The following is a 24,460-nucleotide window of genomic DNA, read 5'->3' as shown; positions in this document are numbered from 1 at the left end:
CAAGGAAGTTAGCGGGCTTCGTCGAAAGGCGTAACCCCTTCTGCGGCAAGCCTCATGCCTTCTTCCTCGCCTGGGACAAAGTGCTCGCGGTGCGGCGGCCTCAGCGGCCGCGTGCGCCTCCGCCAGGGTGTGCGCGACGAGCGCGTGGGGTGGCCGTTCCCCCATCCGTGCTCGGCCTTGAGCCCGTTCCGTTGTCCGCCGTGTCCGCCGGTCGCCGCTCGCGCTGGTGGGGGCGTCCGGGCAGGACACCTTCCGGCCGCGGCGGTGTCGTCGTGGGTGTCCCGCTGTCCGGGACCAGGTGCTCAGCTCCGGCTGAGCGGGGTCTCGACCTGCGCGCGGGACAGCTTCTCCGGGTTGCGGACGTAGTAGACACCGGTGATGCGGCCGTTCTCCACGCGGACCGCCATGATGCCGTCGAACGCGCCGTCGAGGTGGACGACGAGTGCCGGCATGCCGTTGACCACCGCGTGGTCGCTGGTGAGTCTCCCTCTCACCTTGCGGGTGCCGCCGATGAACAGGCGGATCACCTTCTCGGCGCCGACGACCGGCCGGAGCGCGGCGTGCTTGACGCCACCGCCGTCGCCCATGAGGACGACATCCGGGGCGAGGACGTCGAGGAGGCCCTGCACGTCCCCGGTCTCGAACGCGCGCCGGAACGATTCCAGAGCCGCCCGGGTCTCCCCCGGGGAGACCACCTCACGAGGGCGGCGGGACGCCACGTGCCGGCGGGCGCGGTGCGCGATCTGGCGGACGGCCGCCTGGCTCTTGTCGACCGCGGCCGCGATCTCGGCGTAGCCGATGTCGAAGACCTCGCGCAGCACGAACACCGCGCGCTCCGTCGGCGACAGCGTCTCGAGGATCAGCATCATCGCCATCGACACACTCTCGGCGAGCTCGACGTCCTCGGCGACGTCCGGGGCGGTGAGCAGCGGCTCGGGCAGCCAGGGGCCGACGTAGGCCTCCTTGCGGCGCTTCAGGGTGCGCAGCCGGTTGAGGGCCTGCCGGGTGGTGATCCGCACCAGGTAGGCGCGGCGGTCGCGCACCTGCGTCAGGTCGACCTCGACCCACCGCAGCCAGGTCTCCTGGAGGACGTCCTCCGCGTCGGCCGCCGATCCGAGCATCTCGTAGGCGACGGTGAAGAGCAGGTTGCGGTGGGCGACGAACGTCTCCGTCGCCGGGTCGATGGCCTGGCCGCTCATGTCCTGATCCCTCTTCTCCGTGCCTGCCCCCGGTCACCGGAGGCATTCAAGCGTTGTCGCACTGCAAGATCCTCTTCTTTCGGGCCGTTCGGTCCGAGCCGCCCCGGGCCCCGGGAGCCCTCGGTCCGCTGGACCGGTCGGCCCGAAAGCCCGGTCAGGCCGCCCGTTCGCCTGCGGCCGGCGCCTCGGCGCGCCGGGTTCGCAGCAGCTCCTGGCGCTTGCCGTCCTTGACCCACCGGTCGCGCGCCCCCGGCTTGCGCGCCTCGTACGCCATCTGATCGACGGTCTGCCGGACCACGAACTCCTTGAGCTTCGCGCCCGGCCGTCCGCCGAGGTGAAGCCCGATCGCGACGTCGTGGCGGCGCGCGAACTGGAAGATTCCGGCCCGACGCCCCAGGCTGACGCACAGGCCGGCGAACCCCACGTGGACGGGCGCCGGCTGTTCGCCCGCGATCCGGCTGAGTACGGTCTCGGCGGCCTGCTGTCCCAGCTGAACGGCGGACTGGCACCCCATCCGGTACGGCAGGTCCGACGGCGCGGCCGAGTCGCCGGCGGCGGCGATGCGCGGGTCGTCCATGCTGGTCAGCGTCTCGTCGGTGAGCAGGCGGCCCAGGGCGTCGGTGCCCAGCCCACTGCGCGCGGCCAGGTCCGGCACGCCGAATCCGGTGGTCCAGACGGTCACCCGGCTCGGCAGCTCGCGACCGTCGCCGAGCCGCACGGCGTGGCGCGTCACCCCCGTCACCGTGGTGTCGGGGCCGTCGACGACGGTCACGCCGAGCCCGGCCAGCCGGCGTGCGACCGAGCGTCGGCCCCGTGGGTGCAGATACGGACCGAGTACACCACCGCACACCAGGGTGACGTTGCGGCCCGCCTCCGCCAGCTCGGAGGCGGCCTCCACCCCCGCCGGGCCGGCTCCCACCACCGTCACCGGTGCCGTCGCCGGTGCCACGTCGAGGACCGCCCGCAGCCGCTGCGCGTCCTCGAAGGTGGCGATCTGGTGGGCGTACTCGGCGGCTCCGGGCACGTCCGGGGCGATGCCGCCACTGCCCACCGCGTAGATGAGGTAGTCGTAGCCGACCGTGCCGCCCGACGCCAGTTCCAGGCCGCGCCCCGCCGCGTCGATCCGGGTCACGGTGTCGACCACCAGCCGGACCCGCTCGGCGAGGATGTCCCGGTAGCCGACCACCGCGTCGTCGGTGCCGCCCACCAGCTGGTGGAGTCGAAGCCGTTCGACGAAGTCCGGACGGGGGTTGATCAGCGTCACCGCCACGTCGTGGCGCCGGGTCAGGCGATTGGCCGCCAGCACCCCGGCGTACCCGCCGCCGATCACGACCACCTCGGTGTTCCCAGCCATGGCGTCTCCTTCGTCTCAAGGGCTTGTCCTCAAGACACCGGCTGATCGGCCCCTGTGACAGGCGTGAGGCGGATCACAGTTGCGCGGGGGACGCGCGGCCCGTGGAACTCGACAGGGGGTGTGGTCGGGGAAGGCGGGGCCGTCGGGGCCGGAAGTCCCCACCGGGACGAGGCGCGCTGGGCGTCCTCCTCGTCCGCCAGGTGCGTACGGCCGACGGTCAGTGCGGCCGGCGCAGCCCGGCCACGAGGAGTCCCACCAGTCGACGCGCGTCGTAGCGGGGATCGTGCTCGGCGCCGACGCACAGGTTCCCGACGCCGCGCATGAGCTCGTAGGCGCTCAGGCCGGACCGGATCTCACCGGCACCGGCCGCCTCCTGGAGCAGCTGCGTGCAGACGGGGACGAGGCGGTCGATGAAGTACGCGTGCAGGGCGTCGAAGTCCGTGTTGCCGGACCGGAGCGCGGCGGCCAGGCCGTGCTTGGTCACCAGGAAGTCCACGAAGAGGTCGATCCACCGCACGAGCGCCGCGTACGGGGTCGGACTGCTCGCCAGCAGGGACGGGCCGGCCTCGGCGCAGGCGTCCACCTGGTGCCGGTACACGGCGATGACGAGCTCCGCCCGGGTCGGGAAGTGACGGTAGATGGTGCCCAGCCCGACACCGGCCCTCGCCGCGATGTCGCGCACCGGTGCCTCGACGCCCGACGTCACGAAGACCGCGGCGGCGGCGTCGAGCAGCGCCTCCTTGTTGCGCCGGGCGTCCTTGCGCCGGGACGGGGCCGCGCGCCCCGCGCCCTCCTCGCCGTCGCTCATCGCGCAGCTCCCTCCACTCAAGACCTTGCCAAAGCGGAACAGCGTTCCGTATCGTTTTTCCGGAACGACGTTCCGCTTCTGATGATGTCAGAGGCGCAGCCCGCGACCAAGTCATGCGTCGCCCCTCCCCCCACTCCCAGTGCCCCGCACATTCCCCGCAGTGAAGGAGACGCGTCATGCAGTACCGCATCCTCGGCCGAACCGGCGTGCAGATCAGCTCCCTCGCGCTCGGCGCGATGAACTTCGGCAGGATCGGACGAACCACCCAGGAGGAGGCCACCGCCATCGTCGACGCCGCCCTCGAGGGCGGGATCAACCTCATCGACACCGCCGACATGTACGGCGCGGGGGAGTCGGAGGAGATGGTCGGCAAGGCCATCGCCGGCCGCCGCGACGACATCGTGCTCGCCACGAAGGCGAGCATGCCGATGGGTGAGGAGCGCAACCACCGGGGAACCTCCCGGCGTTGGCTGGTGACTGCGCTGGACGACAGCCTGCGCCGGCTCGGCGTCGACCACGTCGACCTCTACCAGATCCACCGCTGGGACCCGAACACCAGCGACGAGGAGACGCTGTCGGCGCTGACCGACCTGCAACGTGCGGGAAAGATACGCTCCTTCGGATCCTCGACCTTCCCCGCCCACCGTATCGTGCAGGCGCAGTGGGCCGCTCGCGAGCACCACCTGGGCCGTTACGTCACCGAACAGCCCAGCTACTCGATCCTTCAGCGCGGGATCGAGTCCCATGTCCTGCCCGTGACCGAGGAGTACGGACTCGGGGTGCTGGTGTGGAGCCCGCTGGCCTCGGGCTGGCTGTCGGGTGCCGTCCGTGCGGGGCGGGACATCACCACCAGCCGCTCGTCTTTCATGCCCGAACGCTTCGACACCAGCCTTCCGTTCAACCGGGCGAGGCTCGACGCCGTCGAGCGGCTCGCCGGCATCGCCGACGCGGCCGGCCTGACGATGATCCAGCTCGCCCTCGGCTTCGTCACCGCGCACCCCGCCGTGACCAGCGCGCTCATCGGCCCCCGCACACCGGATCACCTGACGGCGCAGCTCGCCGCCGCCGACACGGTGCTCTCCGCCGACGTGCTCGACGCGATCGACGCCGTCGTGCCCCCCGGCACCGACCTCGCCCCGCACGAGAAGTTCGACACGCCACCGGCGTTGCTCGACCCGTCCCTGCGGCGCCGACGCTGAGCGCATGGGGCCGCTCGCGCGCCCAATGCCCAACGGGTGTGCGTAGAAAGGTGGATGAAGCAGATTGCGGTGCTCCAGTCCTGGCGGCACTCACGACGGACGGTGGACATGACCGACCCTGCGACGGTGTCCGATCCGCGCACCGGGAGATGGACACATCGGTGCCGCACTCGGCGCGGATCTGGAACTACTGGCTCGGCGGGAAGGACAACCACCCCGTCGACGAGGAGGCCGGTGACGCGTACACCGCCGTCTTCCCCGGCATCGTCACCATCGCCCGCGGCAGCCGTGACTCCCTGCGCCGCACCGTGACGTATCTCGCCGCCGAGGTGGGCATCCGGCAGTTCCTGGACATCGGCACCGGCCTGCCGACGGCCGACAACACGCACGAGGTCGCCCAGCGCATCGCTCCCGAGGCGCGGATCGTCTGCGTCGACAACGACCCGATGGTCCTGGCCCACGCCCGGGCCCTGCTCGACTCCACCCCGGAGGGGGCGACCGCCTACGTCGACGCCGATGTGCTGGACTGCGACCGCATCCTCGAGGCCGCCGCCGAGACGCTGGACCTCGGCCGACCCACGACCCTGATCCTCAGCAACTTCCTGAGGCACGTCGCCGACCACGACCGGGCCCGCTCCGTCGTCACCCGCCTGATGGACGCGCTGCCGTCCGGAAGTCACCTGTCCGTCAACGACGGTTCCCGCGGAGTCGACCCCGCCTTCGAGCAGGCCCAGGACGCCTACAACGAGAGCGGTGCCGTTCCGTACAACCTGCGCACCGTCGCGGAGATCACCGCGTACTTCGACGGTCTCGACCTGGTGGACCCGGGCGTCGTGTCGGTGCCCTTCTGGCGCCCGGACCCCGGCTCGCCCACCCCGGAAACGATCGGTGAGCACGGGGGCCTGGCGCGCAAGCCGTGAGCATGGGCGGAGCCCCGGACACCGGGGTTCCCGGCCGCCGACTGGCGGCCCGTCAAGAGGGGTTGGGGGTCGGTCGGCGCACTGGGACGTCTCTTCCCGTAGTACGGGAACCCAGCCGCTGGAGCGAGCCCGGGCCGCACGCCCCGAGCAGTGACGGAGACCCGGGCGGGGGAGTGCTGGCCCCCGCCCGGGGCCGGTCGGGCTAGATCCCGAACGGGGCGGCGTACGTGACGGTGCCGCTCGGCAACGGGTGGTCGGCGTCGAGGGACAGGGCCATGAGCGCCTCGTCCGGGACGTCGAGGGTCACGGCGATGCCGTGCGATGAGGCCCGGGTGAAACCGAACCGCGGGTAGTACGACGGATGCCCGAGCACGGTGACGAAGGGTTCACCGAGGTCGGCGGCGGCCCGCAGCCCGGCGCGAATCGCGGCGGACCCGGCGCCGGTGCCCTGGTGTCCGGGCAGGACGGCGACGGGCCCCAGGCACAGGGCGGGGACGGTGCCGATGTGGCAGCGCGTCAGCAGGGCGTGGCCGACGGGGCTGTCGTCGTGGTCGGCGGTCACGACGGACAGTCCGTCGATCCACGCCTCGTCGGCCCGCAGGGCCTCCACGAGGTCGGCCTCCAGCGGGGTGTCGAAGGCCGCGAGGTCGATCTCACGGATGGCCGGGACATCGGCGCCGGTCTCGGCGCGCGTGATCCAGACGGGGTGCGTTCCCATGGCGGATGAGGATCCGTTTCCGTTGGTGTTCGTGTGGCCGGGCGCCCCGCGAGCTCACGCTCCCAGCAGGGCCGTTCGGCGAGGTTCAGGCCGTCGCCCGGGACGTGAGGATGATCCGGGCGCTGCGCACGGCAGTGACCTTGCGCGCGGACATCGACTCGCCTCCTCGCCTTCTCACACGGTGACCGAACACCGACTGGCCCAGCCTAACAGCGCTGGGACGGGCTCGGGGCGAGCCGGAAGAACCGGGGACGTCCTGACGGCTCGACGTGGTCGTGTGTCCGCGGCTCCGGCAGGTCTCCCGCGTGCCGCGGCGCGCTGGGCGCCTTCCCCTCGTCGCGCTCCCTCGGCCCACTTGGCGCGGAAGAAGCCCGGACGGCAGGCGTGGAACGTCCCCGGCCCGTGCGTCCCGCCCCTCGGGCGGGAGGCGCCGGGACCCGCAAAAGCCCGGCCTGCGGCAACCGGGGTGCGCCCGCGCCATGGACCTTCACCGGCCGGCGGGCGTACTGCCTCATGCCGTCCGGGCCGGCTACTGGTGCCTCGACCCGGACAGCGGCGCGGTGCACCGGCGCGTCCACTGCCGGTGCCGGAGAGCGACCCGGTGAAGCGGTCGCACCGCTGTACCCGCCCGCGTGCGGATCCGCGCGCGACCTAGCCGCGCGGAACCCGGGTGGCGTGCTGGTGAACGCGGGTCAGTGCGCGGGATCCTCCTCCTGTCGGACCACGACGACGGGGCAGGCCGCGTGCTGGGCGCAGCGCTGGCTGACCGACCCCAGCATGGCCCGGGCGAAGGCGCCCCGTCCCCGGCGGCCCACGACGAGGAGCTCGGCTCCCTCCGAGGCCTGGATCAGCGCCTCGGACGGGTCTCCTTCGACGAGATGTTCCCTCAGGTGCGCGGGACGGTCGTCCGGGAAGACGGTGTGCAACTCTTCCGCGAAGCGCTCCCGCGCCTGTTGCAGGTCGAAGTCGGGATCGATCGCCGGTCCGCTCCAGCCCCTGGCGGACGGAGTGTCCCAGACGTGGATCGCCTCCACGACACCGCCCACGGTCCGCGCGTACCGGTCCGCCCATCGCAGTGCCGCGTACGACGAAGGGGATCCGTCCACACCCACGACCACTCGTGGCGCCGGTCCAGAGGATTGCATGGTCACCTCACTCATCGTCGCTGTCCGCCCTCCTCCACGCTGCCGGTCGCCGCGCCGCCGCGCCAGCCGGGAGCCGCCCGACGGTCGCCCGGCCCCTGCCGGCCGTCAGCCACCCGCGCGCAGCTCCGCGGCGATGCCGCGTGCCCAGCGGTCGATGGCGGCCCAGTCACGGAAGTCCCCGAACCGGCCGCCCATCAGGCGGAACAGCAGGCGTGCCCTGAGGGGGAACTGATCCCGTGAGACGACACCGGAGAACAGACGGTGGCCGCGGTGGGCGGGACGCGGCGCGAGTGCCTGCTCGATCGCCGCCAGTTCCCTGGGGGCCAGGCGCCGCCACGGTCCGCGCAGCGCCGCGGGCATCCCGACGCTGAAGATCCAGACGGGTCGGGCGCCGAGCACGGTCGGATGGTCGCGCAGGAACTCCTTCGCGGCGGGCAGCCAGCTCTGCCCGTGGACCGCGCTGCCGAGGACGAAGGCGCGGTAGGTGCCGGCGTCGGTCACCTCCTCGAGGGGCCTGGCCTCCGCCGTCAGCCCCGCCGCGCACAGCACGTCGGTGATTCTCTCGGCGATCGCCCGGGTGGATCCGTGAGCGGTCGCGTATCCGACGAGGACGTCCATGTCCTCACCTCCGAGGGGAGTGTCCTGGGGACGACATATGCCGAATCGTCCGGATGCCGGGCCGCGGCCCGGGCACCGGGAGGTTCAGTACAGTGACGCCGGCCAGGCGGCCAGGACGGCGGTGACGACGCCGACGTCCAGGAGCACGCCCAGCGACAGCCACGGGTTGAACCAGAGAACCTTGAGCAGCAGCCCGAGGCAGGCCGCGGTGAGTGCCGCGGCCGGCCACGCGCTGCTGTGCACGGCGGCGGCCGCCCCGGCGAAGAAGTAGAACAGGGCGGTGACCGCGGCCAGGACGACGGCGGTCGCGCCGGTCGCGCGGGGACCGGGCACTCCGACCGCGGCGAGTGCCCGGGAGTGCCGGGGGTCGAAGGGCTCGTTCCCGGTGGAGCGCGCCAGCCACACCGGCAGGTGGACGAAGCCGTGCAGGAACAGGAAGGCCGAGACGAGGGCGGTGGTCATGACGTCGCCTCCGGTTCGTCGCCGCCCTGGTCGAGCCGGAAGGGCGGGTACACGTCGGTGAGCAGGGCCGCGTAGGCGACCACGCGCAGCACCCAGCGGTTGAGCCCGATCACCAGGTCGAACAGGCCGCGCGGATAGCGTCCGGTGGCCGCCAGGGCGATCCCGGCGAACAGCGTCAGGAGCCCGATCAGGCCGCCCGTGAACCAGACCAGACGAACACCCCCGGCGAAGAAGCCCAGGACCAGGTAGTGGGGAATCGCGAGCAGCCACCACTTCACCAGGACCAGGCCGCGGGACAGGGCCGGTGGACGGGCGAGGTCCCAGTGCGTGGGGTAGTCGGGGACGTCGGCCAGGGTGAACGGCGGGTAGCGGTCGTGCCCAGGGCGCCGTACGCGTAGTACGCCACCCGCCAGCTCCACCGCAGCACGCCGGTGCCGAAGTCGAACAGCGGCCGGGGGTACCGGCCGGTGAAGAGGACGGCGAAGAAGGCCACCACGCTCGTCCCCACGAACCCCGCCCACAGGAAGACCAGAACGACGTGGTGGGGGAGGGCGAGCAGCCACTTGACGAGCCACAACCAGCGCGACAGCGGCTTGTCGAGGACCGCGGTCAGTCGTGCCGGGTGGACCGGCGGGGTCGCAACGGGAGGCACCGCCGGGGGCATGGTCTGGGTGCTCATGATGGCCGGTCCCTTCCGAGTCCGGTGGCACTCCCGGGCACTCGTGCCGGTGGCCGTCGTCCCGTGCGACGGGGCCGGGCCGATCGGCCCGGGGCGTCACACGGGGAGGGCTGACGGTTCCGGCCGAGCCCCGTCGGTGTCCGTGTTCTCAGGGTCCGCCGGACGGCGCCCCCGGCCCATGGGCTGAGCGGGACACGGAACAGGGCCGAGCGGCCCTCACCCCTGCGCGCCCCCAGCGGTGCGAGGCCGCCGTCCCCGCCCGGCCCCCGTTCCCTCCGTCTGCGTCACCGCTCGGCCGTGCCCCCAGGGGGACGCAACAGGGTCACACCGTGCCGGCCGAGGTCCTCCGGCAGCCCGGCCAGCCGCGGGATCTGCTCGATGTGGTGCACCCCCGCGGACACCCTTCCCGTGACCACCTCCCGCGTGACGTACGCGGCAACGAGACCGGTGACCCGGCTCTGCCCGCGGCCGGTGAGGGCGTACGCGGCGTGCCGGCCGCCGCGACGGGCGTCGGCACGTATGACGAAACCGTCGCCGCCGACACGCACTCGGCGGGTGAGCGCGGCCAACCGCCGCTGGACGTCCGGCCGCGCGGCCGCCCGTGTCACACCGGTGCGGCGCAGTGCGAACAGGACGCCGGTCAGCAGCCGCGAGTCCAGGCACAGGCGTGTGGTCACGCGGGCGACACCCAGGGTGCGGGGCAGGGTGTGCTGGTCGGAGAAGGGGAACGGGTGCGCCGTTCGGGAGCCGTGACCGGGCAGCTCGGTGCGCAGCGGGCGGACGCTCACCGGCTCGGCCAGTCCGGCGACGGTCCAGCGCAGCGCGTCGGCACCGTGGCGCTCGCCGCTTCCGAGCAGCACGGTGAGGTCGATGCCGTCGGCACCGCCGACGGCATCGTGGGCGCGGTGGGCGAGCAGATTCGTCAGACCCGGGGCGAGACCCACGCTGAGCACCGCCGTGGCCCCGGCGTCCGCCGCGACGCCGTGCAGCGCGCCCACGTCGTCCAGCAGCCGCGCGGTCGCGCCGACGTCGACGACATGGACGCCGCGCTCCAGGCAGACCCGGGCCACGCGGGCGTCCGGAGGTTCCACGCACAGGACGACCGCGGTCACGTCCGAGAGGACCTCCAGCACCCGCAGGAGGTCCTCGGGGTCGGTGACGTCCACCCCGACGCCGCCCAGCCGGCGCGCCCGGGCGGCGTCCCGGCCACCGGGCACCGCACGGCCCGGGAACCAGGCGTCGAGCGTCGACGTCACGGTTGCGCCCACGGCGCCGTAGCCGCCCACGACGAGGATCCGGCCGGCCGGGCCGCCCGGCGATTTCACTGTAGTCATACTCCAGTGAATCACACTGTAGTCTCACTACAGTAGGAATCGAGGAGGACCCTGATGCCGCTGACCCGTGCCGAGAAGGCCCGCCGCACCCGGCAGCGGATGCTGGACGCCGCCGCCCGGCTCTTCACCGAACGGGGCTGGACCAGGACGACCGTCGAGGACGTCGCCCGCGCCGCCGAAGTCGGGGTCCAGACCGTGTACTTCACCTTCGGCACCAAACGGGCCCTGCTGAAGGAGCTCCTCGACGTCGCGATCGCCGGAGACGGGGACCCGGTCGCCACACTCGACCGCCCGTGGGCCAGGGAGGTCCTCACCGAGCCGGACCCGGCGGGTCAACTCGCCCTCCAGGCTGCGGGGGCCCGCCGCATCCTCGAGCGTGCGGCTCCCGTGCTCGGCGTCGTGCGCGGCGCTGCGGACACCGATGCCGAGCTGGGCGACCTGTGGCGCACCAACCGCGAACAGCGGCACGCCGTCCAACTGCGCTTCGCCGAGGCCCTGTCGGCCAAGGCCGACGGTCGTCTGCGGGACGGCCTCGACGCGGCGTCGGCCGCCGACATCGCGTTCACGGTGCTCGGCCCGGAGACCTACGACCTGCTGGTCGGCGTGCGCGGCTGGCCCCCGGCGCGCTGGGAACGCTGGGCCACGGACAGCCTCGTACGGCAACTGCTCCCCTGAACCAACACCAGGCGGTACACGCCCTTCCTGCTGCCGCCCGTGAGCCGCGCGGCCGACTCCAGGCGCCGGCCCCGGCCCAGCGCGGCCCGCGCCGCACCCGCCAACCGCTCCCGAGCCGCTGCCCTGGGCGCCACGCTGCCAATCGCCTCTCCGTCACGGCATCACGTGCACCTCGTGCGGCCCGTGGCACGTGCGGGTGTCCGTGACGGCGGTTCCCGCCCGCGTCCACCAAGAAGAAAGGCAAGGAGACGACCGCTCCTTGCCACTCTCAACGTATAGCGCACCAGGGGCCTTGCGGCAAGGGCCGGGTGATGCTGCAGAATCTCCAGCCGAAACCGGAACCTGCGGATATCGGCGATTCACGCACTATGTGCCCTTTGGGTGCACGCGGCTCCCGCAGGTGTGAATGGGGGATTTTCATGATGGATGTCATCGTCGTCGGTGGTGGACCGACCGGCCTGATGCTGGCCGGGGAGCTGCGGCTGCATGGTGTGCGCGTGGTCGTGCTGGAGAAGGAGGCGGAGCCGGTCGCCCACTCCCGCTCGCGCGGGCTGCACGCGCGCAGTGTCGAGGTGATGGACCAGCGCGGACTGCTGGAGCGATTCCTGGCCCACGGCGAGAAGTTCGCCGTCGGCGGCTTCTTCGCCGGCATCGGCACGTCGTGGCCCGCCCGGCTCGACACCACGCACTCCTACGTCCTCGCCATTCCGCAGACGGTCACCGAACGCCTGCTGACCGAGCACGCCACCGAGCTCGGTGCCGAGATACGGCGCGGCCGCGAACTGGTCGGGCTGAGCCAGGACCAGGACGGGGTGACCGCCGAGCTGGCCGACGGCACACGGTTGCGCTCGCGCTACCTCGTCGGCTGCGACGGTGGCCGCAGCACGGTGCGCAAGCTGCTCGGCGTCGGCTTTCCCGGCGAGCCGAGCAGGGTCGAGACGCTGCTCGGCGACATGGAGGTCGGCGTGCCGCCCGAGACGCTGGCCGCCGTGATCGGGGAAGTCCGCAAGACCCATCTGCGCTTCGGCGCCATCCCCGAGGGGGCAGGGGTGTACCGCATCATCGTGCCCGCCGACGGGGTGGCCGCCGACCGCGCCGCCGCGCCGACCCTGGAGGAGTTCACGCGTCGGTTGCGGGCGATCGCGGGCACCGACTTCGGGGTGCACTCACCGCGCTGGCTCTCCCGATTCGGCGACGCCACCCGGCTGGCCGAGCGCTATCGGACCGGCCGGGTGCTGCTCGCCGGCGACGCGGCGCACATCCACCCGCCGACCGGGGGACAGGGTCTCAACCTGGGTATCCAGGACGCGTTCAACCTCGGCTGGAAGCTGGCCGCCGAGGTGCGCGGGTGGGCGCCGGAAGGGCTGCTGGACAGCTATCACGCCGAACGGCACCCGGTGGCAGCCGATGTGCTGGAGAACACCCGGGCGCAGATGGAGCTGCTGTGCCCCGAGCCCGGTCCCCGGGCCGTGCGCCGGCTGCTGTCGGAACTGGTGGAGTTCGAGGACGTCAACCGGCACCTGATCGAGAGGATCATCGCCATTGCGGTCCGCTACGACTTCGGAGAGGGGCACCGACTGCTGGGCCGCAGGATGCGGGACGTCGGGCTGAAGCGGGGGCGTCTGTACGACCTGATGCACGGCGGTCGCGGGCTGCTGCTGGACCGGACCGGGCGGCTGTCGGTGGCGGGCTGGGCGGACCGGGTCGACCACGTCGTGGACGTCAGTGAGGAGCTGGACGTGCCCGCGGTGCTGCTGCGACCGGACGGCCACGTGGCGTGGGTCGGCGAGGACCAGCGGGATCTGCTCGACCGGCTGCCCACGTGGTTCGGGGCCGCCGGCTGAGCGCTCCGTCCCGCGGCGGCCACTGGGCCGCGGCCCGCCGGCGCGGTCCGTGGCTCACAGGGAGGTGTCGCCGAACTGCTCGAGGAGGACGTCGACCGGAGTGTGGTCCGCGGCCGCGGCCGCCCCGCCGTGGAGCATCTGTTCCGCCCAGATGACCTTGCCGCGGGGCGTGTACCTCGTGCCCCAGTGCTGTGCGAACTGGGCCACGAGGAACAGGCCCCGGCCGCCCTCGTCCGTGGCCGCCGCGCGGCGCAGCCGCGGCGAGGTGCTGCTGGCGTCCGACACCTCGCAGATCAGGCAGCGCCCGTACAGCAGCCGCGCCGTGACGGGCGGGGCGCCGTACCGGATCCCGTTGGTGACCAGCTCGCTGATGATCAGCTCCGTGGCGAACGCCATGTCCTCCAGGTCCCACTCCGCCAGCTGCTCCCTGCACCGCGCCCGCACGGACGGCACCACCGCCGGGTCCGACGGAACCTCCCACTCGGCCACCCGCGACGGCGGGAACCGCCGGGTGCGTGCCACCAGCAACGCGATGTCGTCCACCGGACGGGCCGGCCGCAGCGCGTCGATCACCACCTGGCACGCCTCCTCCGGCGTGCGGACCGCGGCCCCGGCCAGCGCCCGGCGCAGGGCCTCCAGCCCCACGTCCAGGTCGCGCGTGCGGTCCTCCACCAGACCGTCGGTGTACAGCACCAGCCGTGACGCCTCCGGCAGAGCCACCTCGGCGGTCTCGAAGGGGTGGCCCCCCAGCCCGAGCGGCGCCGACGCGGGCACGTCGGCGAAGGCCACGGTCCCGTCCGGCCGCACCACCAGCGGGTCCGGGTGACCGGCCCGGGCCACGGTGCACTTCGCCGCCACCGGGTCGTAGATCGCGTACAGACAGGTCGCGCCCGTGACGCCCATCCCCTCGTGGCCGTCCGTACCGTCGCCGGTGCCGTCCTCCTGGTCCATGCGTACGACCAGGTCGTCCAGGTGCCCGAGCACCTCCTCCACGGGAAGGTCGAGCGTGGAGAAGTTGTGCACCGCCGTACGCAGCCGCCCCATGGTCGCCGCGGCGTGCAGCCCGTGACCGACGACGTCGCCCATCACCAGCGCCACCCGTGCGCCGGGAAGGGGGATCACGTCGAACCAGTCCCCGCCCACGCCCGCCTCCGCCGGCAGGTACCGCCAGGCCACCTCCAGCGCGTCCTGGTCCGGCTGCCCGCGCGGCAGCAGGCTGCGCTGGAGCGTCACCGCCATGGCGTGCTCGCGGGTGAACCGGCGGGCGTTGTCGACGGCCACGGCCGCCCGTGCCGCCAGCTCCTCGGCGAAGGCCAGATCCTCCGGCTCGAACGCGGGGGAGTCCTCCGTCCGGTAGAAGTTCGCCACGCCCAGTGGCACACCCCGCGCCCGCAGCGGCACGGTGACCAGGGAGCGCAGCCCGTGCTCCAGGGCCTCCCGCGCGCGCTCAGGGTCCTGTTCCTGCCAGCCGCGCGCCGCGCGCAGGTCCGCCTCCAGCACACCCCGCCCCTCGTGCAGCGCCCGCATCTGCGGAGTGCCCGGCAGGAACGCGATCACATCACCGAGCGGAAACACCGGTATCTTCCGCTGCCCCTCGCCGATCGCCGTACGCCGCAGGTGCCGCCAACCCCCGGTCGACGGCTCCGAGCCCCGCAGTACCGCGTCCAGCAGGTCGACCGTGACGACGTCCGCGAACTGCGGCACGGCCCCGTCGGCCAGTTCCTGCGCCGTGCGCCGTACGTCCAGCGTCGTTCCGATCCTGAGCCCCGACTCGTACAGCAGCGCGAGCCGTCCCCGCGCCAGTTCGGCCCGCCCCGTGACCGCGGCCAGCTCGGTGGTGTCCCGCAGCGTCACCACGCTGCCCTCACCGGCCGCCTGCGGGAAGGTGGGCCGCTTGTTCACCGACAGCAGGCGGTCGCCCGCGAGGTGCACCTCGTCGGTCACCGTCTCCCGCGACGTCAGCAGGTGGGCGATCGGCTCGGGTAGCCCCAGGTCGCGCACGGGACTTCCCTGCGCCCCCGCGGGCAGGCCCAGCAGATGCCGCGCCTCGTCGTTGGCCAGCAGCAGCCGGCCGTCCGCGTCCGTGATCAGCACCCCTTCCCGCACCGCGTGCAGGACGGCGTCGTGGTGCTCGTACATCCGCGCCAGCTCCACCGGGGCGAGACCATGCGTCTGCCGCCGCAGCCGCCGGGCCACCAGCGTCGTCCCCACCGTGGTCAGGGCGAGCGCCGCCGCGCCGGCCCCCACGGTGATCGGCAGCTGGGGCGTCCACCGCGCCGACACGTTCTTCACGGTGATCCCGGCGGAGACCAGGCCGACGACCGTGCCGCTCGAGTCCCTCACCGGAACCACCGCCTGTACGGCCGTGCCCTCGCCCGCGGGCAGTGGTGGACCACCGGCCTGCTCGACGACGGTGCGGCCCTGGAGCGCGGGTTCGATGGTGCCGACGAACTTCTTCCCGATCTCCTCCGGGTAGGGGTAGGAGTAACGAATTCCCTCGGTGCTCATGGCGACGACGAAGTCCACGCCGGCCCGTTTCCGTACCGCTTCGGCCCCGGGCTGCAGCACTGCGCTCGGATCCCGGCTGCGGAACGCCTCGGCCACACCGGGGGCGTTGGCGAACGTCTGGGCCGCGACGACCGACTCCCTGCGCCCCTGCCGCAGGGCGTCGCGGGACGACTGGAGCGCGATGACGGCCACCGCAGCGCAGACCAGCAGCACCACGATGACGACCTGGACGAGGAATACCTGCCCGGCGGCACTGCGCGGGCTCAGCAGGGAAACGCGGCGGCCGTGCGAGCGCCTCGCGGGCCGATGCCGCCACGGTGTCAGATATCGCCGGAAAGATATCTGCATACCCTTTTCATAGCACCGCCGCGTGCGTCCGGCCCGGCGCGCCGAACCCGCTTCCGCGCCGCCGGCCCCGTTCCGCGGCGCCGCCGCCGCGGGGGCGCCTCGGACGAAAAAGGCGCTGCACAGCTCTTGACCACCAATACCTACCGGTCAGTAGGCTCACGCCACCCCTCGACGTCCCCACCTTGCGGCGGTGCGGAACGCGCTCGACCCGCGCCCGCACGCCGTCACCGCGGCCCACACCCTGGGTACGCCCTGCGCAACACCGTCAGACGCGCGCCAGCGAGCGCCCTCCCCACCCCGCACTCCGTGAGGCCCCTCCGTGAAGAGATTCCTCCTGTCCACGACCGCCGCGGCAGCCGCAGTCCTCGTCGCCGTGCAGCTGTCGGGCCCCGCCCAGGCTTCCAGCGGTTCCGCCTTCCGCTCCACCAGCAACCCCATCCTCTTCGTCCACGGCTACAGCGGTAACGGCAGCAATTGGAACACGATGGCCGACCGTTTCCGGGCGGACGGCTGGCCTTCCTCCCACCTGGCCCAGTGGACGTACGACTGGCGCCAGTCGAACGCCACGACCGCCCAGCAGCTCTCCACCGAGGTCGACAACCTGCTCACCGCGACCGGCGCCTCCCAGGTCGACATCGTCACCCACTCCATGGGCGGACTCTCCTCGCGCTACTACCTGAAGAACCTCGGCGGCAGCTCCAAGGTCGACGCCTGGGTGTCACTGGGCGGCCCGAATCACGGCACCGACAGCGCCGACACCTGCTTCGACACCTCCTGTACCGAGATGCGCATCGGCTCCGCGTTCCTGACCGCCCTCAACTCCGGCGACGAGACGCCGGGCGCGCCCCGTTACGCGACCTGGTGGTCGCCCTGCGACACGTTCATCAACCCGGACAGCTCCGTCCCGCTGTCCGGCGCGACCAACACCAGGACCGCCTGCCTCAGCCACTCGGGCCTGCTCGTCGACGCCACGGTCTACGCACAGACCCGGGACATGATCAACCGCTAGCGCCCCGCACGGGAAGGAGGAGCGGTCGGGGTGGACACCGCGTCCGCCCCGACCGCACGCCTCCCTCGACCTCACGCCTCCCTCGACCGCACGCCTCCCTCGCCCGCGAGCCACCCGGCCTGCGCGGACGCGACCGGAGCGGGGGTCAGCGGGCGTGCAGAAGGACCGGGAGGCGCTGGTGGCCGTTGCTGATCAGGGACGGCACGGGACGCAGCGCGGCGGCAGGCTCGGCGAGCCGGATGTCGGGGAAGCGGTCGAACAGACTCCGGAGCGCCAGGGCGACCTCGAGACGGGCGAGGGGCGCGCCGAGGCAGAAGTGGACGCCGTGCCCGAAGGCCAGATGATCCTTGACCGTGCGGGTCGCGTCGAACGTGTCGGCGTCACCGTGCCAGTCGGGGTGGCGGTTGGCCGCGGCGTAGGAGGCGAGGATCGCCTCACCGCGGGCGATGGTCCGTCCGTCGGGCAGGGGGATGTCGCTGACGGCGTACCGCAGCGGCAGGTGCTTGACGGCTGGTTCGTGTCGCAGTGTCTCCTCGACGACGTCCTCCCAGGTGACAGCACCCTTGCGGACCAGGTCCAGCTGGTCGGGGCGGGTCAGCAGGGTGTACACGGCCTGGTCGATCACGTTGACGGTGGTCTCGTAGCCGGCACTGATCATCAGCAGCAGGGTGTCGCGCAGCTCGCCCGGCGAGAGGCGGGCACCGTCGCCCTCGTCGTCCCGCGCGGAGATGAGCAGGGACGTCATGTCGTCGCCCGGGGCGTCGCGCCTGGCGGTGATGAGATCGTCCAGGAGCCCGTACAGACGGGCGGTATTGGCCTGTGCCTGCTCAGGGCTCAGCGTGGTGTCGAAGACACGGTCCACGACGGCGCGGAAGTCCTCCCGCCGGCTCTCCGGCACCCCCATGAGGTGACCGATCACCCCGATGGGCAACGGGTAGGCCAGCTCCTGGCGCAGGTCCACCGGCTCCTGCGCGGGGAGCGTCGCGAGTCGGTCCACCAACCGGGTCACGATGTCCTGGACGGCCGGTTCCATGGCGGCGATGCGGCGCGAGCTGAAGGCCGGTGCCACCAGCCGGCGCAGCCTGCGGTGGTCGGGGCCGTACGCGGTGAACATGTTCTCCACCGCGACCCAGAGCGCCAGCGGCCAGGTACCGACCGCCTGCTCGAAGCCGGGCCAGTGCGCCCGGGCGTCCTTGGACACGTCGGCGCTGGTGAGCAACTGTTTGAGCAGGACGGGGTCGGAGACCGACCAGGCCTGCACACCCAGGATGTCCACCCGGGTGGCGGCGCCGCGGGCGCGCAGGGCGCGGTGCTCGGCGTGGTGGTCGGCGCCGGAGGGGTCGAGGACGAGCGGAGGCTGCTGGGCCATGGACGGCTCCTTAGCGTGCGGCGGGAAAGATGACGGGCAGGGCTTCCAGGGCCCGGTGGAACGGGCCGGGGCGCCACGCGAGTTCGGTGACGGGGCGGGCGAGCTCCGTCTCCGGCAGCGCGTCGAGGAGGTAGGTCACCGCGGTCTCCGCGATGAGGTACGCGTGCGAGCGGGCGGGGCAGGTGTGCGGTCCCACGCTCCAGGCGAGGTGGGCGCGGTTGCCCGTGAGGCGGCCCTCCGGCACGCCGTCGGTGAGGACCGGGTCGTTGTTGGCGGCCGCCATGGAGATGACGACGGGCTGGTCGGCCGGCAGGAGCACCCCGTCCACGTCGACCGGGTACGGCGGATACGAGATGCAGTAGTTCGCCATCGGCGGGTCGGTGTACAGGACGGTGTCGAGGGCGTCGCGCACCGTCGACAGCCCGGCGTGCAGGTCGGCGGAGAACTCCTCGTCCGTGAGGATCTTCAGCACCGTGTTGCTGATCAGGTTGGTCAGCGGTTCGATCCCCGCGCCGTAGAGCGTGACGAGCTGGTGGCCCATCTCCTCGTCGGTGAGGTGCGCCGGGTGGGCGATCAGCCGGGAGGTGATGTCGTCACCGGGATGCCGTCGGCGCAGGGCCACGAGGTCGGAGACGGCCTGGTCGAGGATCCGGTTGCCGCGTTCGGCGTCCGTGGTCTCGAAGATCTTCGCCATGCCGTCGGCGATGCGCCGGCCGATCTCGTCCGGGCAGCCCAGCAGCGCGCTCAGGACGCTGAAGGCGATGGGGAACGAGTACTGGGTGAGCAGATCGGCCTCGCCCGCCGCGCGGAACTCGCCGATGGCGCCGGAGGCGACCTTCTCGACGAGGGCCCGCAGCCCGTGCTGGTCGACCGCGTCGATGGCGGTGGTGTTCGCGGCGCGGTAACGGGCGTGCTCGGCGCCGCCGGAACGCAGTGCGTTGGGACGCCACTCCATCATGGGCCGGACCGGGCACGAGGCGGGGATCAGCTTCTCCCAGGCGCGAGGGTCGGCCGGGAAGTGCAGCGGGTCGTTGAGGATGCGACGGGCCTCGTAGTAGCCGATCACCAGGGTCGCGGGCACACCGGGAGCCAGCTCCACGGGGACCAGCGGGCCGTGGACGCGGCGCATGCGCCGGTACACGGCGTGTGGATCGGCGGCGAACTCCGGGGCGTACAGGGCGATCCGGTCCGGTGGGCCCGTCGGCGTGGGCGCGGCGGAGGGCATCGTCATCGACGGGACTCCAGGGGGTCGGCCGAGCGGCGCTCGGAGAGGTACTCGGTGAGCGTGATCAGGGCGTGCAGGGAGGAGGTGCGATCGCGGGCGTCGCACACCGTCAGCGGGGTGGACGGCTCGAGGGCGAGCGCCTGGCGCAGCTCGGTCTCGGGATAACTCGGTGCGTCGGGGAAGGCGTTGATGGCGACGGCGTAGGGCACGCCCCCGCTCTCCAGGAGGCCGAGCGCGTCGTGGGAGGCGTCGAGATTACGGGTGTCGGCCAGCACGAGGCAGCCCAGCGCGCCCTCGGCCAGGTCCTCCCACAGGGGCCGGAAACGGGACTGCCCCGGCAGGCCGAACAGGTACAGCGCGAGCCTGCCGCCGGCCATGTGGATGCGGCCGAAGTCCATCGCCACCGTGGTCGTGGTCTTGCACGGAGTGCCGCGCAGATCGTCCACACCGACGCTGGCCTGCGTGATGGGTTCCTCCATCCGCAGCGGCTTCACTTCCGAGACACTGCCGATGAGTGTCGTCTTGCCGACACCGAAACCCCCCGCGACCACGATCTTGGCCGACCGCGTCACCGTGGCCGGGACGTAGGTGACGGGCGGGTCAGACCATGGAGCGCAGTCCACGGAGCACCTCCTGCAGCAGGTCGGGTTCGGGCTGGTGGCCGGTCGCGGCGACCGGGCTGGCCAGGTGGCCGGAGTCCATCAGCGAGGAGACGAGAATGCGCACCGTGGAGGGCGGCAGCTCCAGTGCGGCGGCGATGTCGGCGACCGCGAGGCCGCCCCCCGCGCCGGCGAACAGGCGCATCACCCGGCGGGCGTCCGGGGCGAGGGTGTCCGTGGGACCGGTCGCGGCGACGACCACGCTCTCCAGGCGCACGTCGTCACGGGCGCGGACCTGACCGCCGGTGCGGACGTAGGGCCTGACCATGTCGGGGTCACGCCGCGGCCCCGTCATGCCGGCGAGCCGCCTTCCGCGGCCGGCAGGCGGTCGGCGGTGGCCATCTCGTGCCCGACCCGGGTGGCAAGCAGCACCATGTGATGGGATATCAGCCCGACGTCGGCGTCGGGTCCGGTGGTGCACACCGACAGCATGGTGTTCTTCGCCGCGGTGGTCGTCAGCCCGATGCAGCCGACCGACTCGATCAGCAACTGGCGCATGCCCTCGCCGCCGGTGAATTCGTCCCACGCCTTGCCCGCGGCCCGCAATGCCGCCGTCAGGGCGGCGAACTTCTCCCCGTCGTCCTGGCTGATCGTTTCGGTGCGGGCCTTCAGCAGCCCGTCACTGCTCATCAGTACGGCGTAGCGGACCCCTTCGACGGTGCCGAGTTCCTGGTCGAGGAGCCAGCCCAGGCTGTTGGAGTGTGTGTCTCGCACGGTCAGTGTCCTTCGTCGTGTGCGGCGTCGTGTGCGGCGTCGTGTCCGGGGGAGCTCGGGGAGGGCTCGGCCTGCCGGCCGCGGCGGCTTCCCTCGGCCCAGGCCGCGGCGACGGCGGGACGGCCGGGCTCGGCGGCGGCGGGCTCGGCCGTGCGGCGCGGCGCCGCGGGAGCCGCGGTGCGCCGGCGCACGGTCAGGCCGCTGGCCGTGGTGGCCGCGGGGGCGGTGGGCCGCTCGGGCTGCTCGGGACGGTCGGAGTGCTCGGTGCGCTCGGCGTGGCCCGACGGCACGGCGACGGCGACGGGTGCGGCCGGTGCGGGCGTGGTGAGAAGGTTCTTCGGCAGTACGAGCATGGCCCGGGTGCCCTGGTAGATGTTCGGGGCGGTCAGCTCGACGCGGAAGCCGTAGTCCTCCGCCAGCAGGGACGCCACCCGCAGGCCGGTCTGCGGGTGGGCGCCCAGGCGGGTGATGTCGTCGCGCCGCTTGCCGGACATCACGTCTTTGGCCCACAGCAGGCGCTCGTCGTCCATGCGCAGTCCGGCGTCGTCCACGATCAGGAAGCAGGCGTGGTGACCCTGTTCCAACGAGACGTGCACGCCGGCGGAGGGCGGGGAGTAGCGCAGCGCGTTGTCCAGCAGGACGGCGAGGGCGTGCACGACCGCCTCCACCGCGCGGCCCTCCACCGCGACGGATCCCATCTCGGGGTGCTTCACCCGCTCGTACCCCTCGATCCGGCCCATGGCCGCCTGCACGATGTCGGTCAGCGTGGTGGCGGGCCAGCGACGTGAGAGCTTGTCCCCGGCCAGTACGGTGTACCCCGACGCGGTGAGCAGCATCTGTTGCGCGAGGTGGTCGATCTCCACCAGCGTGGCGTACGCCTCGTCGGAGACGTGCCGCCGCACGCCCTGGCTGACCGTGCGGCCGAGCCGCGCAGCCCGGGCCACCACATTGTTGGCGAAGCCGCGCACGGCGGCTCGGGCCACGCCGACGGACTCGTGCCGCACCTGGGCGACCTGCCGCTCGGCGTCCTGGCGGACCTGCTCGGCTGCTCGGGCTGCCACAGCGCGTTCCTGAGCCCGGACCTCGTCCACCGCGGAGGCGAACGCGCCGGACAGGGCCCTCAGCCGCTCGGCGAGCAGGGTGCCGTCGAGATGCGGCGGTACCACGAGTTCGCCCCCGCGCCCCCCGTGCTCCGTCTCGCCGCTCACGGCCGCCGGAATCACGGTGGCCGCGACCTGCCCCACGCACTGCTCCGCCGCGAGGAGTTGCTGGGTGAGCCGGTCGGCATGCCGGCGGAGAAGCTCGGCCTGGCGCTCGGCGTGATCCCGTTTGCTGCGGAAGTGCCATGCGGAACCGACGCCGGCCAACGTCAGCAACGTGGCGGCGGTCAGTAGGAGTTCGGTCATCAGGTCCTCACGGATGGGGGAAGCCGTCGGTGTGTCGGGGTGGGCGGTGGGGCCGTGCCGAACGGCCGGGGTGGCGAGCGCCGGGGCCGGGCGGGACCACCGACGGGCCGGACGGGCGCGGGACTGCGATCGGCCGCACGGGAGCCGGCGAAGCCGGCGGACGCCGGGGGCGGTGGCGACCCGGAGGAGGAGCCCCCGCGCCGACGTTCCTCTCCGGGGGCTGCCTGTCTCGACACGGCCCCGCCGACGCGCCCGACCACGGTGGGCAGCCTCAGCAGACGGGAAGGATCGGGCCTTTCAGCAGAGGGGGCGAAGGGACGCAGCGGCCGCCCTCGCCGCCCTCGCGCAGCACCGCCCGGGATCGTGGCCCGTGAGCCGTGCACGGGACGAGCACTCGTCGATGCGGACGGCGTTGAGCGCGCGCGACATGAATCTCCTGGTGACAGACGAGGGCGTGGATGAGCAGGGGACGTCGAGGGGCGGGCTCGGGGCAGCACGGGATCGTGCCATGGCTGCCCGGAAGTCCTGGGTCCGCTGGTGGCGTTCGGCAAGGGACCATACCGCTAGGGCTCACCCGTTGTGGCAGGTCGGTGACTACGAATCCGCAAGGTGCAGGGGGTTTGGGAGGGAACGTGCACACTTGCCGGTCAACTTTCGCCGGCCGAAATGATGTTGCTCTCCACCGCGGTGTCGAATACCCGTCGACACCTGCGGTCGCCGAAGTCGGTCTCGTCCGTTTGCGCGGCGGCTGCGAGACCGGCGGGACCCGGTCGACCCGACGGCACCGGCCCTGACCGACTCCTCGTGGGCCCCGGCGGCACAGCCCCTCGGCGCCGCACATCGTTCCCGCCGACGCCCGACGCCCGACGCCCGACGCCTCAGGTCCCGCGTCGCGGCAGCGGTGAGGACACCGGCCCGACCGAGCCCGGACGGATGCTTTCAGGTCCGGCGTGCGCCCTTGACCGCACGGTCCCGCCAGAGGCAGTACACGGCCGCCGGGTCGTTCCAGTACCGCCAGGGGAGGGCGTCCACATGACCGTCGACCAGCCGGAACTGTTCCAGGGCCGCACCGCAACGGTTCTGCCGGGTCAGGAAGTACGCCAGCAGGTGCCGAACCGCCGCAGCGTCCGGATGGTCCGACGGGGCCGCCGCCACGTCCGACAGGGCGGCGTCGACCAGGGCGATCAGATGGGGCGCGCGGAAGTCGGCCGGTTCGGCGTCGTTGTCGTGGTGCTCGTACCAGGCGATCAGGGGCAGCGCGGAGAGCAGGCTGCCGAGCGGTGCCCTGTCCGCGGTCTCGCGGGCGAAGGAGACGGCCAGTTGCTCGGAACCGCGCCACTTCGCGCACCAGTACTGGAGCGCCGCGTAGTGCGCGCGGTAGTGGTGCGGATCCCGAGCGGTGACCTCCTTCCAGATGCGCCGCATCTCCTCGTGCGAGTGGCCCAGTCCCAGGGCCGTCCAGATCGCGGCGACGTACGGAGTGGGATCGTTCTGGTTCAGCTCGGCCGCGCGGGCGTTCTCCTGCGGTACTCGAGCCAGTGTCGTGTGGAAGTCCGCGAACTGCTCCCGGCTGGTGTCCTTCGCCCGGCCACCGCCCCTCAGATGCCAGGCCAGGCTCACCGTCGCCCTCGACCGCACCACCGCCACGTCCGGGTCGTCCGGACCGACGGCCGCCTCCCAGTCACGCAGCCAACTGTCCGGACGTGCGGCCTGGTGCGAGCCGAACGCGTCCGCGTAGGAGGATCTGCGGGCCCAGTCGCGCTGCTCCCTGGCCCGGGCCAGCAACTGCGCCGCCGGCTCCCACCGGCCGCGGGCGGCAGCGGCCTTCGCTCGATCCACCTCGGGGTCCGGCGCGGCCGAGTGGGTGTTCTGTCTGGACTCCGGGAGGAAACCCATGGCTTGGGCCCTGCGGGAAGTCCGCAGTGAGGAGAAACCGCCCATGGCGTGACGGTAGTAGGCGACGCCGGCGGCGACTGCGAGCCCGATGACGACGATGCGAGCGATTTCCACGGCTCAGGCACCGGCCTTCGGGACGGTGACCGCCATCGTGCCTTGCACATGTACGCAGAGTTCCATCGGGCAGAGTCCTTCGGGAGAGAGGCGCGACTGAGGCAGGAGGAGAGACGGAGTGTCACTCGTGGGCGGCCCGTTCCGCAAACGCTTTCACGATGTCGGACGCCCCGAATGCCCGGTCGCACGAGCGTCCTTGGGAGCGAACCGGGAAACGTGACTGCGGCGCGACGGGCGCAGCTCATGTCGCGCCCGAC

The 24,460-nt window shown here is 72.6% G+C and carries 21 protein-coding genes and 1 pseudogene; 5 read left to right on the top strand and 17 right to left on the bottom strand.

From position 1 onward, the window contains the following. Nucleotides 1-302 precede the first annotated feature (302 nt). The 3 genes from ACFYOV_RS18820 to ACFYOV_RS18810 all read right to left on the bottom strand — a co-directional run bounded on the left by ACFYOV_RS18820 (nucleotide 303) and on the right by ACFYOV_RS18810 (nucleotide 3,361). Complete coding sequence (locus ACFYOV_RS18820) at nucleotides 303-1,199, bottom strand: RNA polymerase sigma-70 factor (RefSeq protein WP_389089077.1); 897 nt, start codon at nucleotides 1,197-1,199, stop codon at nucleotides 303-305. Between the two features lie 154 nt (nucleotides 1,200-1,353). After that, on the bottom strand, nucleotides 1,354-2,553 hold the full coding sequence (locus ACFYOV_RS18815; protein WP_389089075.1) for an NAD(P)/FAD-dependent oxidoreductase: 1,200 nt from the start codon (nucleotides 2,551-2,553) through the stop codon (nucleotides 1,354-1,356). A 217-nt stretch (nucleotides 2,554-2,770) separates the two neighbouring features. Then, nucleotides 2,771-3,361 (bottom strand): TetR/AcrR family transcriptional regulator, encoded by a 591-nt coding sequence (locus ACFYOV_RS18810; RefSeq protein WP_389089074.1) that lies wholly within the window; start codon nucleotides 3,359-3,361, stop codon nucleotides 2,771-2,773. 176 nt (nucleotides 3,362-3,537) lie between these two features. Between ACFYOV_RS18810 and ACFYOV_RS18805 the strand changes: the two genes are divergently transcribed. Next, nucleotides 3,538-4,560, top strand: a complete 1,023-nt coding sequence (locus ACFYOV_RS18805; protein ID WP_389089072.1) for an aldo/keto reductase — start codon at nucleotides 3,538-3,540, stop codon at nucleotides 4,558-4,560. Between the two features lie 149 nt (nucleotides 4,561-4,709). Continuing rightward, nucleotides 4,710-5,480 (top strand): SAM-dependent methyltransferase, encoded by a 771-nt coding sequence (locus ACFYOV_RS18800; RefSeq protein WP_389089071.1) that lies wholly within the window; start codon nucleotides 4,710-4,712, stop codon nucleotides 5,478-5,480. A gap of 202 nt (nucleotides 5,481-5,682) precedes the next feature. On the opposite strand, the gene ACFYOV_RS18795 is transcribed toward ACFYOV_RS18800, so the two are convergent. The 6 genes and pseudogenes from ACFYOV_RS18795 to ACFYOV_RS18770 all read right to left on the bottom strand — a co-directional run bounded on the left by ACFYOV_RS18795 (nucleotide 5,683) and on the right by ACFYOV_RS18770 (nucleotide 10,436). Next, nucleotides 5,683-6,198: a GNAT family N-acetyltransferase gene (locus tag ACFYOV_RS18795; RefSeq protein ID WP_389089069.1), complete on the bottom strand. Its 516-nt coding sequence runs from the start codon at nucleotides 6,196-6,198 to the stop codon at nucleotides 5,683-5,685. A gap of 692 nt (nucleotides 6,199-6,890) precedes the next feature. Beyond that, on the bottom strand, nucleotides 6,891-7,343 hold the full coding sequence (locus ACFYOV_RS18790) for a universal stress protein (protein WP_389089238.1): 453 nt from the start codon (nucleotides 7,341-7,343) through the stop codon (nucleotides 6,891-6,893). 105 nt (nucleotides 7,344-7,448) lie between these two features. Then, nucleotides 7,449-7,961, bottom strand: coding sequence for a flavodoxin domain-containing protein (locus ACFYOV_RS18785; protein WP_389089067.1), 513 nt, complete (start codon nucleotides 7,959-7,961; stop codon nucleotides 7,449-7,451). Between the two features lie 84 nt (nucleotides 7,962-8,045). Beyond that, nucleotides 8,046-8,423: a hypothetical protein gene (locus tag ACFYOV_RS18780; protein WP_389089066.1), complete on the bottom strand. Its 378-nt coding sequence runs from the start codon at nucleotides 8,421-8,423 to the stop codon at nucleotides 8,046-8,048. Beyond that, a pseudogene (locus ACFYOV_RS18775) lies at nucleotides 8,420-9,087 on the bottom strand (DUF4389 domain-containing protein). The gene ACFYOV_RS18780 and the pseudogene ACFYOV_RS18775 overlap by 4 nt, the downstream one beginning before the upstream one ends. A gap of 299 nt (nucleotides 9,088-9,386) precedes the next feature. Continuing rightward, nucleotides 9,387-10,436, bottom strand: a complete 1,050-nt coding sequence (locus tag ACFYOV_RS18770) for a saccharopine dehydrogenase family protein (RefSeq protein ID WP_389089064.1) — start codon at nucleotides 10,434-10,436, stop codon at nucleotides 9,387-9,389. Nucleotides 10,437-10,490: 54 nt separating this feature from the next. On the opposite strand from ACFYOV_RS18770, the gene ACFYOV_RS18765 reads away from it, so the two are divergent. Continuing rightward, on the top strand, nucleotides 10,491-11,111 hold the full coding sequence (locus ACFYOV_RS18765) for a TetR/AcrR family transcriptional regulator (protein WP_389089063.1): 621 nt from the start codon (nucleotides 10,491-10,493) through the stop codon (nucleotides 11,109-11,111). Between the two features lie 419 nt (nucleotides 11,112-11,530). Beyond that, nucleotides 11,531-12,955 (top strand): rifampin monooxygenase, encoded by a 1,425-nt coding sequence (gene rox / locus ACFYOV_RS18760; protein ID WP_389089061.1) that lies wholly within the window; start codon nucleotides 11,531-11,533, stop codon nucleotides 12,953-12,955. Nucleotides 12,956-13,009: 54 nt separating this feature from the next. On the opposite strand, the gene ACFYOV_RS18755 is transcribed toward rox, so the two are convergent. Continuing rightward, nucleotides 13,010-15,811, bottom strand: a complete 2,802-nt coding sequence (locus ACFYOV_RS18755; protein WP_389089060.1) for a SpoIIE family protein phosphatase — start codon at nucleotides 15,809-15,811, stop codon at nucleotides 13,010-13,012. 319 nt (nucleotides 15,812-16,130) lie between these two features. Between ACFYOV_RS18755 and ACFYOV_RS18750 the strand changes: the two genes are divergently transcribed. Next, nucleotides 16,131-16,820, top strand: a complete 690-nt coding sequence (locus ACFYOV_RS18750; protein ID WP_389089059.1) for an esterase/lipase family protein — start codon at nucleotides 16,131-16,133, stop codon at nucleotides 16,818-16,820. A gap of 145 nt (nucleotides 16,821-16,965) precedes the next feature. Here ACFYOV_RS18750 and ACFYOV_RS18745 read toward each other — a convergent pair whose 3' ends face one another. The 7 genes from ACFYOV_RS18745 to ACFYOV_RS18715 form a co-directional block, all read right to left on the bottom strand. After that, nucleotides 16,966-18,189, bottom strand: a complete 1,224-nt coding sequence (locus ACFYOV_RS18745) for a cytochrome P450 (protein ID WP_389089057.1) — start codon at nucleotides 18,187-18,189, stop codon at nucleotides 16,966-16,968. A gap of 10 nt (nucleotides 18,190-18,199) precedes the next feature. Continuing rightward, on the bottom strand, nucleotides 18,200-19,420 hold the full coding sequence (locus tag ACFYOV_RS18740; protein ID WP_389089056.1) for a cytochrome P450: 1,221 nt from the start codon (nucleotides 19,418-19,420) through the stop codon (nucleotides 18,200-18,202). Then, the gene (locus tag ACFYOV_RS18735) at nucleotides 19,417-20,037 is read right to left on the bottom strand and encodes an ATP/GTP-binding protein (RefSeq protein ID WP_389089054.1); all 621 of its coding nucleotides are present in this window, start codon (nucleotides 20,035-20,037) and stop codon (nucleotides 19,417-19,419) included. Before ACFYOV_RS18735 ends, ACFYOV_RS18740 begins: the two co-directional genes overlap by 4 nt. After that, the gene (locus ACFYOV_RS18730) at nucleotides 20,015-20,368 is read right to left on the bottom strand and encodes a DUF742 domain-containing protein (protein ID WP_389089053.1); all 354 of its coding nucleotides are present in this window, start codon (nucleotides 20,366-20,368) and stop codon (nucleotides 20,015-20,017) included. The genes ACFYOV_RS18735 and ACFYOV_RS18730 overlap by 23 nt, the downstream gene beginning before the upstream one ends. Continuing rightward, nucleotides 20,365-20,787, bottom strand: coding sequence for a roadblock/LC7 domain-containing protein (locus ACFYOV_RS18725; protein ID WP_389089052.1), 423 nt, complete (start codon nucleotides 20,785-20,787; stop codon nucleotides 20,365-20,367). The genes ACFYOV_RS18730 and ACFYOV_RS18725 overlap by 4 nt, the downstream gene beginning before the upstream one ends. A gap of 2 nt (nucleotides 20,788-20,789) precedes the next feature. Beyond that, nucleotides 20,790-22,193, bottom strand: a complete 1,404-nt coding sequence (locus ACFYOV_RS18720; protein WP_389089050.1) for a hypothetical protein — start codon at nucleotides 22,191-22,193, stop codon at nucleotides 20,790-20,792. 939 nt (nucleotides 22,194-23,132) lie between these two features. After that, entirely contained in the window at nucleotides 23,133-24,203 is a 1,071-nt protein-coding gene (locus ACFYOV_RS18715; protein ID WP_389089049.1) for a hypothetical protein, read from the bottom strand. Nucleotides 24,204-24,460: the final 257 nt, after the last annotated feature.

It is taken from the genome of Streptomyces sp. NPDC005931 (genome assembly GCF_042871235.1).
In the GTDB taxonomy this organism is placed as follows: domain Bacteria; phylum Actinomycetota; class Actinomycetes; order Streptomycetales; family Streptomycetaceae; genus Streptomyces.
This window is presented reverse-complemented; position numbering and strand designations above follow the sequence as displayed.

Coding starts and splice junctions, on each gene's coding strand:
- ACFYOV_RS18820 (WP_389089077.1), bottom strand. CDS start 1,199: ATGAGCGGCCAGGCCATCGACCCGGCGACGGAGACGTTCGTCGCCCAC.
- ACFYOV_RS18815 (WP_389089075.1), bottom strand. CDS start 2,553: ATGGCTGGGAACACCGAGGTGGTCGTGATCGGCGGCGGGTACGCCGGG.
- ACFYOV_RS18810 (WP_389089074.1), bottom strand. CDS start 3,361: ATGAGCGACGGCGAGGAGGGCGCGGGGCGCGCGGCCCCGTCCCGGCGC.
- ACFYOV_RS18805 (WP_389089072.1), top strand. CDS start 3,538: ATGCAGTACCGCATCCTCGGCCGAACCGGCGTGCAGATCAGCTCCCTC.
- ACFYOV_RS18800 (WP_389089071.1), top strand. CDS start 4,710: ATGGACACATCGGTGCCGCACTCGGCGCGGATCTGGAACTACTGGCTC.
- ACFYOV_RS18795 (WP_389089069.1), bottom strand. CDS start 6,198: ATGGGAACGCACCCCGTCTGGATCACGCGCGCCGAGACCGGCGCCGAT.
- ACFYOV_RS18790 (WP_389089238.1), bottom strand. CDS start 7,343: ATGCAATCCTCTGGACCGGCGCCACGAGTGGTCGTGGGTGTGGACGGA.
- ACFYOV_RS18785 (WP_389089067.1), bottom strand. CDS start 7,961: ATGGACGTCCTCGTCGGATACGCGACCGCTCACGGATCCACCCGGGCG.
- ACFYOV_RS18780 (WP_389089066.1), bottom strand. CDS start 8,423: ATGACCACCGCCCTCGTCTCGGCCTTCCTGTTCCTGCACGGCTTCGTC.
- ACFYOV_RS18770 (WP_389089064.1), bottom strand. CDS start 10,436: ATGACTACAGTGAAATCGCCGGGCGGCCCGGCCGGCCGGATCCTCGTC.
- ACFYOV_RS18765 (WP_389089063.1), top strand. CDS start 10,491: ATGCCGCTGACCCGTGCCGAGAAGGCCCGCCGCACCCGGCAGCGGATG.
- rox (WP_389089061.1), top strand. CDS start 11,531: ATGATGGATGTCATCGTCGTCGGTGGTGGACCGACCGGCCTGATGCTG.
- ACFYOV_RS18755 (WP_389089060.1), bottom strand. CDS start 15,811: ATGCAGATATCTTTCCGGCGATATCTGACACCGTGGCGGCATCGGCCC.
- ACFYOV_RS18745 (WP_389089057.1), bottom strand. CDS start 18,189: ATGGCCCAGCAGCCTCCGCTCGTCCTCGACCCCTCCGGCGCCGACCAC.
- ACFYOV_RS18740 (WP_389089056.1), bottom strand. CDS start 19,420: ATGACGATGCCCTCCGCCGCGCCCACGCCGACGGGCCCACCGGACCGG.
- ACFYOV_RS18730 (WP_389089053.1), bottom strand. CDS start 20,368: ATGACGGGGCCGCGGCGTGACCCCGACATGGTCAGGCCCTACGTCCGC.
- ACFYOV_RS18720 (WP_389089050.1), bottom strand. CDS start 22,193: ATGACCGAACTCCTACTGACCGCCGCCACGTTGCTGACGTTGGCCGGC.